This is a genomic window from Clostridium sp. HBUAS56010 (genome assembly GCF_007115105.1).
Lineage (GTDB): Bacteria > Bacillota > Clostridia > Lachnospirales > Lachnospiraceae > Lacrimispora.
Genome location: NZ_SULJ01000010.1, coordinates 36360 through 50474 on the forward strand (window position 1 = coordinate 36360; position 14115 = coordinate 50474).

A 14115-nucleotide genomic window follows, 5' to 3' on the forward strand; every position below is an offset into this window, starting at 1 on the left:
TATAAACTTTTTCACATAGTAATTGCCTTTTTGCTATATTATATAGTATAGTTATGTTGAGAAAGTATGTAATATTCATTCACTATTTTTTAGAACAATTTTTAAAAGAACAGGAAGTGATCCTATGAAGATAGAACGTATCAATGAAAATCAGATCCGTTGTACGCTTACCAGCTTTGATCTAAGTGTCCGCAACCTTAATTTAGGCGAGCTTGCTTACGGCAGTGAAAAAGCCCGCAACCTGTTCCGCGAGATGATTCAAAAAGCCTCTAATGAAGTGGGATTTGAAGCAGAAGACATTCCTCTTATGGTAGAAGCAATTCCGTTATCTAATGAAAGCGTTATGTTAGTCATTACAAAGATTGAAGATCCGGAAGAACTGGATACAAGGTTTGCTAAGTTTTCTCCCTCGACGGATGATGACTTTAATACTGTTCCTGGGGAACTTGCCAGCGAATTGTTAGAAGGTGCTGATGGTCTGCTCAGCCTGTTGGGAATTGATAAAAAAGACGATATGGAAGAAGAGACAGCAAAAGAATCTGCCAGTGCTTCCTCCGTAAGAATTTATTGTTTTCAAAGTTTAGATCAGATCTCTGATGCCGCCAAGACCATTGGACAGGTTTACGATGGCGAAAATACATTATATAAAAAGCCGAATACCAGACAATACTATCTGGTAATTCGTAACACCCCTGACAAAAAGCTTAATTTCAGCCGTGTCTGCAACCTGCTTGCAGAATATGGCTCCAAGATCCGTCAGGATTACGCTTCTGAGGCGTACTACAGGGAACATTACGAGGTCCTGATTGAAGGTCATGCCCTTCAGTCTCTCTCCAAACTTTAATTCGTTCCTTTGTTTTCATATTACTTCATCACAGATCAAAATAAGGTTCGGATCTCTTAACGGAGGTCCGAACCTTATTTTAAAAGTTATTCTCTTCCCCTTTAAAAAACAGGGAAATCAGCTCCAGAGTCGCATCTGTTTCCTTACACGGAACCATAATCCAGTTGTGAAACATACCGGCTCCTTTTTTGTAGATGATTTCAGTTTCTTCCAGTTTGCTTGCTTTCTCTGCTAACAATTCACAATCCGGTGTCAGTATCTCTTCTGTACCGGAAAAAATCAGAATAGGACCCAGATGGTTCCAATCTCCATGAATCGGGGAAACAAAGGGATTGTCTTCTTCTAACGTGCCGCAATACCGTTTTCCTGCTACCCTTAATTCTTCTAACGGTAAGATATAATCCGTCTTCTGAGCAATCTTAATCTTAGGATTACTTAAAGTTATATCCAGCCAGGGGGACACAACTGCTGTCCTTTTCGGCATTGGCAAAGTCCCCATATCCCGCAGCTCCTGCAAAAAGGAAAGTGCAAGTCCTCCTCCCGAGAAATCTCCGAACAGATAAAACTGATCCTCGGGATACTCCAAAACCAATCTGGTATATGCCTGAACCAGACACTGGTGAGCCGTTAGTGCCGTGTATTCCGGTGAAAGGGGATATTGGAAAACGGATACCCGCATCTGTTCTTCCAAAGCAAACAGCTCTGCAATCTGCCGGATTCTCTCAGAAGGTTCCAGGGTATATGCACCGCCAGGAAGCATAAGAATATGGGAATTCTTCGGATAGCTTCCATTTACTGTAACTCCATAAAAACCATTTATATTCCAGGTCTTAACCCGGACCTTTTTTGAAAAATTCATAAGATCCAGTGCCGTGCTTCCTCGCTTTGGATGTTCTAAATCAAGCGCCATTTTCCTGTCTGCCTTGCCTGTCCTGGCAAAAAATCCAGACATTTTCACTTTTAAACTCATGGTCTAAAACTCCCCTTTCCTGCCTTTACGGCATTAAGAATCTTTACAGATTTTATTAAGCTTTTTCAATTCAAATATCACAAACTGACTGACAATTATTGCCGATGCAACATCTGCAACCGGTCCCGCATACAGAATTCCTTGCAGACCATAGCGGAGAGGCAGAAGTAAAATCAGGGGAATCAGAAGCAGTAACTGGCGCAGCATAGACAGAACAGATGCCTTCAGGGGCTGACCTGTAGACTGAAAATAGCTGGTTACAACTACTTGAAATCCTGCTGTAAAGATACCAAGCATATAAATTTTCAAACAGCGAATTGCAAAAAATGTGAACTCACCGTCCTGAGTGCCAAACATACTTAGAATCGGTCCCGGGAATAACTGGCAGGCACCCCATCCTACCACAGAAACCATCGTAGATGCAAATGCGGCAAGGAGAAACGTCTTTCTTACTCTCTTTGGCTGATTGGCACCTTTATTAAATCCAAGAATTGGCTGGGAACCGATTCCCACACCAATGCAGATGGATACAAGGGTCATGCTGATTTTACTTACAATGCCCATGGCACTTAATGCCACATCCCCGCCTACTTCTGAATGATTTCCGTAATAAACCAGGGAATTATTCATAATAACCTGTAAAATCGTAGCTGCCACCTGGGTGATTCCGCTGGAAAGTCCCAGAGGTACCGCAGAACGAAAAATCTCAAGATTCACACGCATATTCACTCTTTTAAATCTCATATTTTTTCCCTTGCGGACAAAATATAGGATCAGAAATGCGGCTGATATAAACTGAGAAGTTATGGTTGCAATTGCAGAACCACGTACTCCCCAGTCCAGTACAAAGATGTAGATAGGATTTAAAATTGTATTTAAAATTGCTCCAACAATAATGGCATACATGGACAATGCAGGACTTCCATCAGTTCTTGCCATATTGCTCAAAACAACTGCAGCCATATTAAATGGAGTACCAAGCAACATGATAGAAGTGTACTGTCTTGCATACTCCATGGTGTTTTCTGTAGCTCCAAACAGCTTTAACATCGGGTCCAGAAACAGAAATCCCAAAATCATTACCACAGCACTGAAAATAAGAGTCAGCATAAATACTGTTCCAAGTGCCTTTTCTGCCTCCTTCTCCCTTTTCTCTCCCAGCTTGATCGCTGCAAATGCACTTCCGCCTGCACCCAGTAAAGTAGAAAGTGCCAAGACAATGGTGACAATGGGAAATGCAATGGTAGTTGCTGCATTTCCCAGATAACCGATTCCCTGTCCTATGAAAATCTGGTCAACAATATTATAAATTGAATTCACCAACATAGAGACAATTGCCGGCATGGCAAACTGCAGCAAAAGCGTTCCGACTGGTTTATAGCCCAAGGGATTCTCCCCTTGTTTTATCATTTTTTGTTCCATAACTTTTGTTAATCCTTTCCTTTGCGTCCAATCATATGATTGCGGGCATTATCTGCCATTCTTTTTAGAATCTGCTCCGCATCATCACGTTCTTCTTTTGTAAATCCCTCCAATATAATATTCTCCCAGTCTTCTACACACACCCATGTCTTCTCTACTACTGGTTCTGCTTTTTCCGTAATATAAATCTTACGGACCCTGCGGTCACTAACTTCAGTTTTTGTTATAACATACCCCTGCTCTTCCAGCTTTTTGACCGCACGGGTGGCAGTCGCCTTATCAAAATGGCCAAAGGATGCCAGTTCCTGCAGACTCATTCCCGGATTTTTAAAAATCTGCAATAAAAAAAACTGTTGTCCACAGCCTATTTGATAAGAAGATAATTCATTTCCATAATATATGTTCTTAAGCCTCTGGATGATCGAGATGTTTTTCCCGATTTCCCTCTGTCGGCCCATGTATCCCACCTCCAGTTCTATCTTATTCCTTTTAATAAGTGATGAAAAATAGCATATCACAAAGTAGTTGCATACGCAACTATTTTTTTCTTTCCGCCAAATTTTTCTATAAAATGAAAAATAGGAGGCAGGTCCTACGGACCGCCTCCTTAAAAATCATCGGACTATCTGTCTGCTAACACTTCATTGATCTGGGAAACTAAAACATTACAGTCTATTCCATGAACCATACAGGCTTCTTCTAAAGACTCGCCCTGAGATGACGGACAGCCAAGGCAGTGCATTCCTGCACGCATTAAAATCGGTGCAATACAGTCATCAACCTGAAGCAAAGAACCGATTAACATATCTTTTTCGATCTGCATCTTGTATACCTCCTTAAACGTTGTACATATCTTCTTTCTAATATAATACTTTTCTATCTTTTTTTCAATAGGTAAATAATTATCCTTAAAAGGCCTTTTTATAAATTTTTCTCAATAAGAAGGATTGACATTGTATACAGTATTCATATATAATGTATTCATACAAAGATTGTAGGAATTATAATCTTTGCCGACACTTGTTTATCAATTATACTTATAAAATGAATTTCTATGGAGGTACAATACTATGAACCAAGAATGGAGAGCTTTTAACGGCGGTGCCTGGGAACGCGAAGTCAACGTCAGAGATTTTATCCAGAAGAACTACACTCCTTATGACGGCGACGATTCTTTCCTGGCTGGTCCTACAAAAGCAACCAATGAGCTTTGGGCACAGGTTCTTGAATTATCAAAGAAAGAAAGAGAAGCTGGCGGTGTATTGGATATGGATACAAAGACTGTTTCCACCCTTACTTCTCACGGACCAGGATATTTAGATAAAGAAAAAGAAACAATTACAGGATTCCAGACGGATAAGCCTTTTAAGCGTTCTCTTCAGCCTTATGGCGGAGTCCGTATGGCTGAAAAAGCCTGTGCAGACAATGGATACACCCTTGATCCTGAAATCAAGGAATTCTTTACCACTCATAGAAAGACACACAACGCCGGTGTATTTGATGCTTATACACAGGAAATGCGTGACTGCCGTTCCAGCCATATTATTACAGGACTTCCAGACGCATATGGCCGCGGACGTATCATCGGTGACTACCGCCGTGTAGCTCTTTATGGAATTGACCGTCTGATTGAAGATAAAGAAAATCAGAAAAATTCCACTCCAAGCATTATGACAGAAGAGGTGATCCGTGACAGAGAAGAACTTTCCGAGCAGATCCGTGCACTGAAAGATTTAAAGAAACTGGGTGCAATCTACGGTTATGATATCTCCAAACCAGCAACAAACGTTCAGGAAGCAATCCAGTGGACTTATCTGGGTTACTTAGCTGCTGTTAAGGATCAGAATGGTGCTGCAATGTCCTTAGGACGTACTTCAACCTTTATTGATATCTACGCAGAAAGAGATCTGGCAGAAGGAACCTTTACCGAAGAACAAATTCAGGAATTTGTAGATCACTTTGTTATGAAACTTCGTCTGGTGAAATTTGCCCGTACTCCAGAATACAATGATTTATTCTCCGGAGATCCTACCTGGGTTACAGAATCCATCGGTGGTGTTGGCATTGACGGACGTCATCTGGTATCAAAAATGTCCTTCCGTTACCTTCATACTTTAAATAACCTTGGAACTGCTCCAGAGCCAAACTTAACTGTTCTCTGGTCCACCAGACTTCCAGAAAACTTCAAACGCTTCTGTGCAAAAACCTCCATTCAGTCCTCTTCCATTCAGTATGAGAACGATGATCTGATGAGAGTTACCCACGGTGATGATTATGCCATTGCCTGCTGTGTATCTTCTATGAGAGTCGGTAAAGAAATGCAGTTCTTCGGAGCCCGTGCCAACCTTGCAAAATGTCTCTTATATGCAATCAACGGCGGTGTAGATGAGATCACAAAGAAACAGATTGGACCAAAATTCCGCCCCATCACTTCCGAATATCTGGACTATGATGAGGTTATGGATTCCTACAAGCAGATGATGAAATGGCTTGCATCTGTTTATGTAAACGCTTTAAACATCATTCACTACATGCATGATAAATACAGCTATGAGCGCATTCAGATGGCTCTTCATGATAAAGAAGTAACCCGTTGGTTTGCAACCGGTATCGCTGGACTTTCCGTTGTGGCAGACTCCCTTTCCGCTATTAAATACGCAAAGGTAAAGACAATCCGTGATGAGAATGGAATTGTTACTGACTATGAAATAGAAGGTGACTTCCCAAAATACGGCAACAACGATGATCTGGTTGATCAGATTGCCCACGATCTGGTTCACACATTTTTAACTTATGTAAAGGAAAACCACACCTATCGGAACGGTATTCCTACAACCTCCATCTTGACAATTACTTCAAACGTAGTATATGGTAAGAACACAGGAGCAACTCCTGACGGACGTAAGAAGGGCGACGCATTTGCACCTGGTGCAAATCCAATGCACCACAGAGATTCTCATGGTGCTGTTGCATCTTTGGCATCCGTTGCAAAACTTCCATTTAAAGATGCACAGGATGGAATTTCCAATACCTTCTCCATTGTTCCAGGTGCTCTTGGTAAGGAAGATCAGATTTTCACAGGAGACTTAGAGGTTGATTTAGAGCTGGCTTTAAACGAAGACCAGAAATAAGGAGTGGCTGTTATGGCAGATCCGAAAGAAAAACAAATTGATGATATTGTCTCCATGCTTGATGATTTCATGGCAGGAAACGGTGGACATATGAACATTCGTGTTGCCGGAGACGGTACCATAAATGCCGATAAAACAATGGCAAAAACAGTAACTACACTAAATTCCACTGACTGCGCAGACGGAGATCAGGCATGTAAGGTGCCGACTCTGTTCCTGGGTCTTGATGGAGAAGATTAACTAACGTGCAACAATCACATAAGGAGGAACCTACTATGGCAAATATCAGTACAGCTCAGATTGACAATCTTGTAAACTTATTAGACGGTTATGTAGCAGAAGGCGGACATCACTTAAATGTCAATGTCTTCACCCGTGAAACTCTTTTAGACGCACAGCAGCATCCAGAGAACTATCCTCAGCTTACTGTACGTGTTTCCGGTTATGCCGTTAACTTTATTAAACTGACAAAGGAACAGCAGGATGAAGTAATCTCCCGTACGTTCCACAACAATATGTAAACAAAAGCAAAGAAGGCGAATCAATCATGACAGGACGTATCCATTCCATTGAAAGTTTTGGTACCGTTGACGGACCAGGGGTACGCATGGTAGTTTTTTTCCAGGGCTGCCCCATGCGTTGCCAGTACTGCCACAATCCGGATACCTGGAAGATGGCTGGCGGTACAGAAATGACAGTTGAGGAAATTTTAAGACAATATGAGTCGTCCCGGCACTTTTACCGGGGCGGCGGCTTAACAGCCACAGGCGGTGAGCCTCTGATGCAGCTTGAGTTTGTAACTGAACTTTTTGAAGCAGCAAGAAAGAAAGACATTCATACCTGTCTGGACACCTCAGGAATTACATTCCGGCGAGACGACAAGGAACTCCTTGCTAAAATGGAGAGGCTTTTAAAGGCTACCAGTCTTGTCATGCTTGATCTCAAACACATTGATGACAAAAAGCACAGACCTCTGACAGGTCAGTCCAATGAGAACATCTTAGACTTCGCCAGATACTTAGACGAGCTGTCTGTTCCTGTCTGGGTCCGCCATGTTGTGGTTCCAGGACTGACCGATTACGAGCCTGATTTATACCGTCTCGGACGTTTTATCGGCGAATTAAAGAATGTAAAGGCTCTGGATGTCCTTCCCTATCATGACATGGGTAAGGTGAAGTATGAAAGCCTTGGAATGGACTATCCGCTTAAAGATGTCCCTCCTATGGAGAAAGAAGGCGCCATTACCGCAAAGAAAGTCATTCTAAGCGGAATCAGAGACTCACGATTAGGCATTCCTAACCCGCCTTGCTCCTAAAATTATACATGAAATGCAGTGTTTTCTACTTGATTAATTTTTATTAATAGTATAAAATATAGAAAAATGTATAGAATATAAGGAGGTAATTTATCATGGCACGTGTTATTAGTGATGCTTGTGTTAGTTGCGGAACATGCGAAGGCGAATGCCCAGTAAGTGCAATCAGCCAGGGTGATTCCCAGTTTGTTATTGATGCAGATTCCTGTATCGATTGTGGCGCTTGTGAAGGTGTATGCCCAACAGGAGCTATTTCCGAAGCTTAATTAAGAATACATAAATACCTCTTCCGTAAGGAAGAGGTATTTTGTTTTATCATAAAACGTTTGCCACGATCTAAGAAAGGATGATTCTACTATGAGAAAACCTCTCATTGGTCTGACTCCCTATCATGATACGGATAATCATGATATCAAAATGCGTCCTACTTATTTAAGGGCACTAAAAGCCGCAGGAGCGATTCCTGTGGTCATGCCTTTAGAAGCTTCCAAAGAAGATTTAGAACAGCTTGCCAAGGAACTGGATGGCTTCTTATTTGCAGGAGGTCCTGATGTACACCCTTTTTTATTTGGAGAGGAAACACAGGCACACTGTGGGAACGTATCTTACGAGAGGGATGAGATGGAACTTTCTCTGCTTCCCTTAATACTGGACCTTAAAAAACCGATTCTTGGAATCTGCCGGGGAATTCAGATTCTTAATATTGCACTGGGAGGAACGATCTGGCAGGATATCCCTTCACAGATCAGGCAGGACTTTCCCATAGCCCACACCCAGCCATTCCGCTATCAGATCCCCAGCCACACCGTCACATTGACCGCTGGAAGCCTTTTATCAAAGATTGCAGGGAAACAGACCTTAGAGGTAAACAGCATGCACCATCAGGCAGTAAAGGACCTTGCTCCTGATCTGGTGGCGACTGCTTATTCTCCAGATCATCTGACGGAAGCTCTGGAAATGCCTGGTTACCCCTTTTTTCTTGGAGTCCAGTGGCATCCGGAATATCTATGGGAAAAAGATGAAGCAGCATATGGAATATTTCAGAATTTTGTAAATGCCTGCAGAAAATCAATGATTTGAACAAAATCCGCAGTTTTCACTTTCAGTGGCAACTGCGGATTTTTTTGCCTGTGCAGGGTTATCTGCTTTTTATCTGAAAGTAGTGTGTGATTATAACTTTTTTCCATTTCTCCCGAATTTTTTCTTGCGGTTAAAAAATGGAATTTTGGAAGCAGCTGCTTCTGCACGGCCTTTATTGTCCTTTTGATAGGTTCTCATAAGCTCGTCCAACTGTTTATAGCGCTCTTCCTCTTTTTCTTCTTTTAAGTTCATTAAGTACTGCATTTCCTTAATGACCTTATCATTCACAAGACAACTCACATCCTGGCTCAACTGCTCATTGTTTACCTCTAAAGCCCGTCCAATGATGTGATTCATAATTTCCTGAAACTGTTCCATCTTCTCCTGAGCAATGGAAACCTGCGCTGTATTATGTATGTCCAGGCCCGTTTCGCCCTCCTGACCAGACAATCCCCCCTCTTTTAGTTCCTGGGTAATTTCACCTTCCAGTAAGTCATCGGGGATGATAGGGTCTTCGCTGTTCTCAATTACCTTATCAAGCGCTGTTTTAATGGCTTTTAACTGATATCCCTTTTCCTTCAAGTCCTTAATCTGCTTGAATAAACGGATGTGTGCCTCGGTGTAATACCGATGTCCCATCTCATTTCTGGGAATGTCTAATTGAAGCTCGTCCTCCCAGTATCGAAGGACATGGGATTCCACATCGACCTTTCTCGATGCATCCGATATTAAGTAATGTATCTCAGCCATAGCTATATCCTCTCCTTTGGTTCGTTTAATTTCATAACCTTACTATTTATATCTTATGCTGGTCTGATACAGATTATGAATGGAAAATGGAATTTTTTTTAGGATGGTGAGAGAAAGTTTGAATGGGGGGGCTTGAGGGAGGGAGGACCATGAGATAAGATGGACTTAAAAAAGAGGACCATGAGATAAAAGCAGGCCAGCGGCAAAAAACAAATGGATTCGTTTTTTGCCGCTGGCCTGCTTTTATTTCTATCCTGCTCATTGCCGTGCCATATTTGCAAACTTCGTATACTCCGGTCTCCAGACCAGATTGACGGTTCCTATGGGGCCGTTTCTCTGTTTGGCAATAATGACTTCTGCAATGTTGGGCATGTCTGTATCTTTGTTATAATAATCATCACGATATAAGAACATAACTACGTCGGCATCCTGCTCAATGGCTCCTGATTCCCTCAAATCGGACAACATGGGGCGATGGTCAGGTCTTGTCTCGCAGGCACGACTTAGCTGGGATAAGGCGATTACAGGGGCATTGAGTTCTCTTGCAAGGGCTTTTAAGGACCTTGATATCTCGGAGATCTCCTGCTGACGGTTCTCTCCGCCTTTTCCGCTTCCGCTCATGAGCTGTAAATAGTCAATGATCACCACGTTAAGACCGTATTCCAACTTCATCTTCCGGCATTTAGAGCGAAGCTCCATAATAGAAATACCGGGCGTATCGTCAATAATCAGCTTTGAATTGCCGATCACTCCAATTCCTTCTACCACTGCATCCCAGTCTGTATCAGACAGGGTTCCGGTTCGAAGCTTCTGGGAATCTACGTTGGACTCCATTGCTAACATACGGTTTACAAGCTGTTCCTTTGACATCTCCAGGCTGAAAACCATGGCTGGCAGACCTTTTCTTACTGCGATATGATCTACCAGATTCAATACAAATGCCGTCTTACCCATAGAGGGACGGGCGGCAATGAGCACAAAATCGGAAGGCTGTAAGCCGGAAGTCTTATAATCAAGATCAATAAATCCGGTTGGAATACCCGTAACAGTTCCCTGATTCTTTGACGCTTCTTCAATCTTTTCTAACACATTCATGGCAACCTGACGAATGGGTACAAATTCACCGGAATTCCTGTTCTGAAGAAGATCGAAAATGGTCTTCTCTGTGGTTGCCATAATGGTCTCTAAGGACTCTTTTCCCGCATAACAGGTATTGGCAATCTCTTCGTTGACTTTAATGAGGCGCCTTAAGACTGCCTTGTCCCGCACAATATTAGCATAAGACTTTACATTGGCAGAGGTTGGTACTGTAGTAATGATATCTCTTACAAACTCAAGACTGGATACTTCCGGAGGTACATCCTTTTCCTTTAAACGATTCTGAAGGGTTACCAGATCGACAGGCAGATTCTCATTAAAAAGCTCCAGCATGGCTTCAAACATGATGCCATACTGGTGCTGGTAAAAGTCTCCTGCTGTCACAATCTCGGAAGCCGCGATGATTGCATCCCTGTCCATAAGCATTGAACCGATGACAGACTGTTCTGCTTCAATACTATGGGGAAGTACCCGTTTAATCAGGGCGTCATCCATGGTTTTGCCTCCTAGCTTTCTACAACTTTAACAATTAATTTTGCAGTTACTTCTTTATGCAGTTTAATCGGTACTTCATGAGAACCAAATGTCTTTAACGGTTCTGGAAGAACCAGTTTCTTCTTATCAATTTCATATCCAAGCTGACTTTTAATAGCCAGTGCAATCTCTTTACCTGAAACGGAACCAAAAGCTTTTCCGCCCTCTCCTGCTCGAATGGATAAAGTAATGGAGGTCTCTCCAATCTTGTCTGCAAGCTGTTTTGCTGCTTCCAACTGCTCTGCCTGGAGTTTTGCTTCGTTGGCTTTCTGCAGTTTTAAATCATTTAAATTCTTACCTGTTGCTTCAATTCCAAGCTTCTTTGGGAGAATAAAGTTTCTTGCATATCCGTCGTTTACGTTAACGATTTGTCCCTTTTTTCCCAGTGCTTTTACGTCTTCTAATAATACAACTTCCATTATGATACGTCTCCCTTCTCTATCATCTCTTTGATAACCGCTTTTACACGGGTTTTGGCTTCTTCAATTGTGGCATCTGCAAGCTGTGCGCCTGCAATGGTCCGGTGACCTCCGCCTCCCAGCTTCTCCATCATAACCTGAACATTAACCTCATCAATGGAACGGGCGCTTAAATACACTGTATTGTTAAAATGTGACATCACTATGGAGGCCTTAATTCCCGAAATATCCAATAGCTCGTTAGCCGCCTGAGCCGCAACCACTGTAGGGCTTCCGACTCCTTCTGACGGACAAACACTGATTGCAAAATACCCTTCAAAAATCTCTGCCTGACGGACTGCTTCTGCTTTCGCCTTATAATCTCCCAGATCATCACGGAATAACTTTCTCACACGAACCACATCTGCGCCATTCCGCTTTAAAAATGCAGCCGCCTCAAAAGTTCTTACTCCTGTCTGATTGGTGAAATTATGGGTGTCGATTACAATTCCTGCATACAGTGCATCTGCTTCTGCAGATTTAATCTTAATTCCATCTGCAATGTACTGGAGCACTTCTGCAACCATCTCGCAGGCTGAGGAAGCATAAGGCTCTACATAGGACAGAACCGCATTGTCAATAATCTCACTGCTTTGCCGGTGATGATCTAAAACCACAATGGTCTTAACCAGACGCAAAAGCTCCGGCGCATCGGTAATGCTTGGCCGGTTCACATCCACCACTACCAAAAGTGTATTGGCATCCACCAGTTCCGCCGCTTTTGCTCCTGTTAAGAACAAATCTTCCGGATAATCCGGATTCCCCATAAACCGTTCCTGCATGGGGCGGACAGAAGTTGTGACTTCATTGATAACAATATTTGCTTTTTTATTCATGGCTGTAGCAATCCGGTAAATTCCCACGGCAGCACCGAAGGAATCCACATCTGTAAGCCGGTGTCCCATAATTAAAAGCCGGTCTTTTGTCTCCATCAGTTCCCGCAGGGCATGTGCCTTTACACGGGCTTTTACACGGGTGGTCTTCTCTACCTGAGGCGCTTTTCCTCCAAAGAACTGGATTCGTTCTCCGTCCTTGACCACCGCCTGGTCTCCGCCTCGTCCCAATGCCATATCAATGGCGATTCTGGCAAATTCATAGTTCCGATAATAGCTGTCCCCATTCATTCCAAGACCAATGCTAAGTGTAACTGCCATCTCATTGCCGATATTCACAGTCTTCACCTCTTCCAGAATGGAGAAGCGATTCTCCTTAAGTTCTGCAATATAAGACTGCTTAATGGCTATAAAATACTTATCCTTTTCCAGCTTTTTCACAATTCCGTTCATATTAGTAATGTACTTTGTGATCTTACGGTCAATTAGTGCTGTGAGAAGGGATCGGCGAACTTCTTCTACGCTCTCCAGAGCTTCATCATAATTATCCAGATAAATCAGACCAGCAACCATCTTCTGATCATCTACCATCTTCTTATAGCTTAGAATCTCTGTCTCATCAAAAAGGTAAACGGCTACCAGAACCTGTTCATCCCCATCAGTCTCCACCACCTTGGGCCCATTGTGGATGGAGTTATCCATGGAAATTGCCTTTAACCGGATCTGATAGTCTCGTTCATTGCGTGTAGTATGAAGAACAGCTGTGCCGTTCTTAAGCTTTAATGCTTCTTTTGTTACTTCCGGGAAAATGGTAATCAGGTTCTTTCTCGTCACCTTTAAGGGCTTCTCTTCCCCCAGCACTTCTGAAAATGCTGCATTCCCCCAAAGAACATGTCCATCTTCGTCTGCAATCCCATAGGGAAGTTCCAGACCGTCGATAAAGTTCTTCTGCATCCAGGAATATTCTGCCGAAAATTCTACAAGACCACTAAGCAGGCCTTTTCTTTTGTAAAGGTAGAGCCAGACTGCGACTCCAATATACAGAAGCGTAAACAGGGCCATAATAATTCCCGCTTTTGCACTGACTGCACCAATCATTACATTGGCTGCAATCCACAGTGCGCTCAGATAAAGCGGCCACTGCATATAAGTTCCCAGCTGCCCCCTTATTTTAAACTTCTCTTTCATGTCTCTTCTCCTTATGGAAAAAAAGGGTCTTTTTTCATTATCTTCTTATTATAACATAGGAAATATAGTTCGTCCATTAAAATGCAAAACACAGTCCCCACAGACCCAGGCAGATCCCCCCCCAAAAGCTGATTTTCTGTTTTATGTTCCCGTTTATACCAATCAGCCATTTTTATGATTTGTGCTTTCGTATATGGTTTTAAAATGAATCCATAAGCACGGATCTTCCATACTTCCAGAGAAAATCCAGGTATACCGGAAAGCAGAACTACTTCCGGAGGTTCCAGTAATTCATAGAGTTTTGCCGCAAGTATAATGCCGCTGATGTCCGGCATCACAACGTCTGAAAACACCAGGTCTATCCGATTCTCTTTTCTATACTACATGGCTGTGGCTGCCTCACGGAAGCTTCCGCACAGTTCTATGTCTCTTATTCCCAAAATATTTCCCTGAACCTTGTACAAACCTTCCTATTTTTCAATGAGATTACTA

16 protein-coding genes are annotated in these 14115 nt (G+C 42.6%); 7 read left to right on the plus strand and 9 right to left on the minus strand.

The annotated features are described in order from the left end of the window. Window positions 1–124: 124 nt before the first annotated feature. On the plus strand, window positions 125–844 hold the full coding sequence (locus FAY33_RS14555; protein ID WP_143321963.1) for an adaptor protein MecA: 720 nt from the start codon (window positions 125–127) through the stop codon (window positions 842–844). 79 nt (window positions 845–923) lie between these two features. Here FAY33_RS14555 and FAY33_RS14560 read toward each other — a convergent pair whose 3' ends face one another. From FAY33_RS14560 to FAY33_RS14575, 4 genes are all read right to left on the minus strand, one after another. Then, complete coding sequence (locus FAY33_RS14560) at window positions 924–1814, minus strand: alpha/beta hydrolase (protein ID WP_143321964.1); 891 nt, start codon at window positions 1812–1814, stop codon at window positions 924–926. Between the two features lie 33 nt (window positions 1815–1847). After that, complete coding sequence (locus FAY33_RS14565) at window positions 1848–3236, minus strand: MATE family efflux transporter (protein ID WP_143321965.1); 1389 nt, start codon at window positions 3234–3236, stop codon at window positions 1848–1850. A gap of 8 nt (window positions 3237–3244) precedes the next feature. Next, window positions 3245–3694 carry a MarR family transcriptional regulator gene (locus FAY33_RS14570; protein ID WP_143321966.1) on the minus strand — a complete coding sequence of 150 codons (450 nt, stop codon included), beginning with the start codon at window positions 3692–3694 and terminating at the stop codon, window positions 3245–3247. Between the two features lie 164 nt (window positions 3695–3858). After that, window positions 3859–4059 (minus strand): DUF1858 domain-containing protein, encoded by a 201-nt coding sequence (locus tag FAY33_RS14575; protein ID WP_143321967.1) that lies wholly within the window; start codon window positions 4057–4059, stop codon window positions 3859–3861. Window positions 4060–4306: 247 nt separating this feature from the next. Between FAY33_RS14575 and pflB the strand changes: the two genes are divergently transcribed. The 6 genes from pflB to FAY33_RS14605 all read left to right on the plus strand — a co-directional run bounded on the left by pflB (window position 4307) and on the right by FAY33_RS14605 (window position 8762). Then, the gene (pflB, locus tag FAY33_RS14580) at window positions 4307–6367 is read left to right on the plus strand and encodes a formate C-acetyltransferase (RefSeq protein ID WP_143321968.1); all 2061 of its coding nucleotides are present in this window, start codon (window positions 4307–4309) and stop codon (window positions 6365–6367) included. A 12-nt stretch (window positions 6368–6379) separates the two neighbouring features. Continuing rightward, window positions 6380–6607, plus strand: a complete 228-nt coding sequence (locus FAY33_RS14585) for a hypothetical protein (protein ID WP_143321969.1) — start codon at window positions 6380–6382, stop codon at window positions 6605–6607. Between the two features lie 35 nt (window positions 6608–6642). Continuing rightward, on the plus strand, window positions 6643–6888 hold the full coding sequence (gene grcA3 / locus FAY33_RS14590; RefSeq protein ID WP_143321970.1) for an autonomous glycyl radical cofactor GrcA3: 246 nt from the start codon (window positions 6643–6645) through the stop codon (window positions 6886–6888). Window positions 6889–6914: 26 nt separating this feature from the next. Next, window positions 6915–7682, plus strand: a complete 768-nt coding sequence (pflA, locus tag FAY33_RS14595; RefSeq protein ID WP_185967649.1) for a pyruvate formate-lyase-activating protein — start codon at window positions 6915–6917, stop codon at window positions 7680–7682. A gap of 95 nt (window positions 7683–7777) precedes the next feature. After that, window positions 7778–7948, plus strand: a complete 171-nt coding sequence (locus tag FAY33_RS14600) for a 4Fe-4S binding protein (protein ID WP_077613191.1) — start codon at window positions 7778–7780, stop codon at window positions 7946–7948. A gap of 91 nt (window positions 7949–8039) precedes the next feature. Further along, entirely contained in the window at window positions 8040–8762 is a 723-nt protein-coding gene (locus FAY33_RS14605) for a gamma-glutamyl-gamma-aminobutyrate hydrolase family protein (protein WP_143321972.1), read from the plus strand. 90 nt (window positions 8763–8852) lie between these two features. Here FAY33_RS14605 and FAY33_RS14610 read toward each other — a convergent pair whose 3' ends face one another. From FAY33_RS14610 to FAY33_RS14630, 5 genes are all read right to left on the minus strand, one after another. Beyond that, window positions 8853–9512, minus strand: a complete 660-nt coding sequence (locus FAY33_RS14610; protein WP_143321973.1) for a helix-turn-helix domain-containing protein — start codon at window positions 9510–9512, stop codon at window positions 8853–8855. A 258-nt stretch (window positions 9513–9770) separates the two neighbouring features. Next, a complete protein-coding gene (gene dnaB / locus FAY33_RS14615; RefSeq protein ID WP_143321974.1) occupies window positions 9771–11105 on the minus strand; it encodes a replicative DNA helicase in 1335 nt (444 codons plus the stop codon). An 11-nt stretch (window positions 11106–11116) separates the two neighbouring features. Next, the gene (gene rplI / locus FAY33_RS14620) at window positions 11117–11563 is read right to left on the minus strand and encodes a 50S ribosomal protein L9 (RefSeq protein ID WP_143321975.1); all 447 of its coding nucleotides are present in this window, start codon (window positions 11561–11563) and stop codon (window positions 11117–11119) included. Then, complete coding sequence (locus FAY33_RS14625) at window positions 11563–13623, minus strand: DHH family phosphoesterase (RefSeq protein ID WP_143321976.1); 2061 nt, start codon at window positions 13621–13623, stop codon at window positions 11563–11565. The genes rplI and FAY33_RS14625 overlap by 1 nt, the downstream gene beginning before the upstream one ends. Before the next feature lie 11 nt (window positions 13624–13634). Beyond that, window positions 13635–13985 (minus strand): response regulator, encoded by a 351-nt coding sequence (locus FAY33_RS14630; protein WP_279231874.1) that lies wholly within the window; start codon window positions 13983–13985, stop codon window positions 13635–13637. Window positions 13986–14115: the final 130 nt, after the last annotated feature.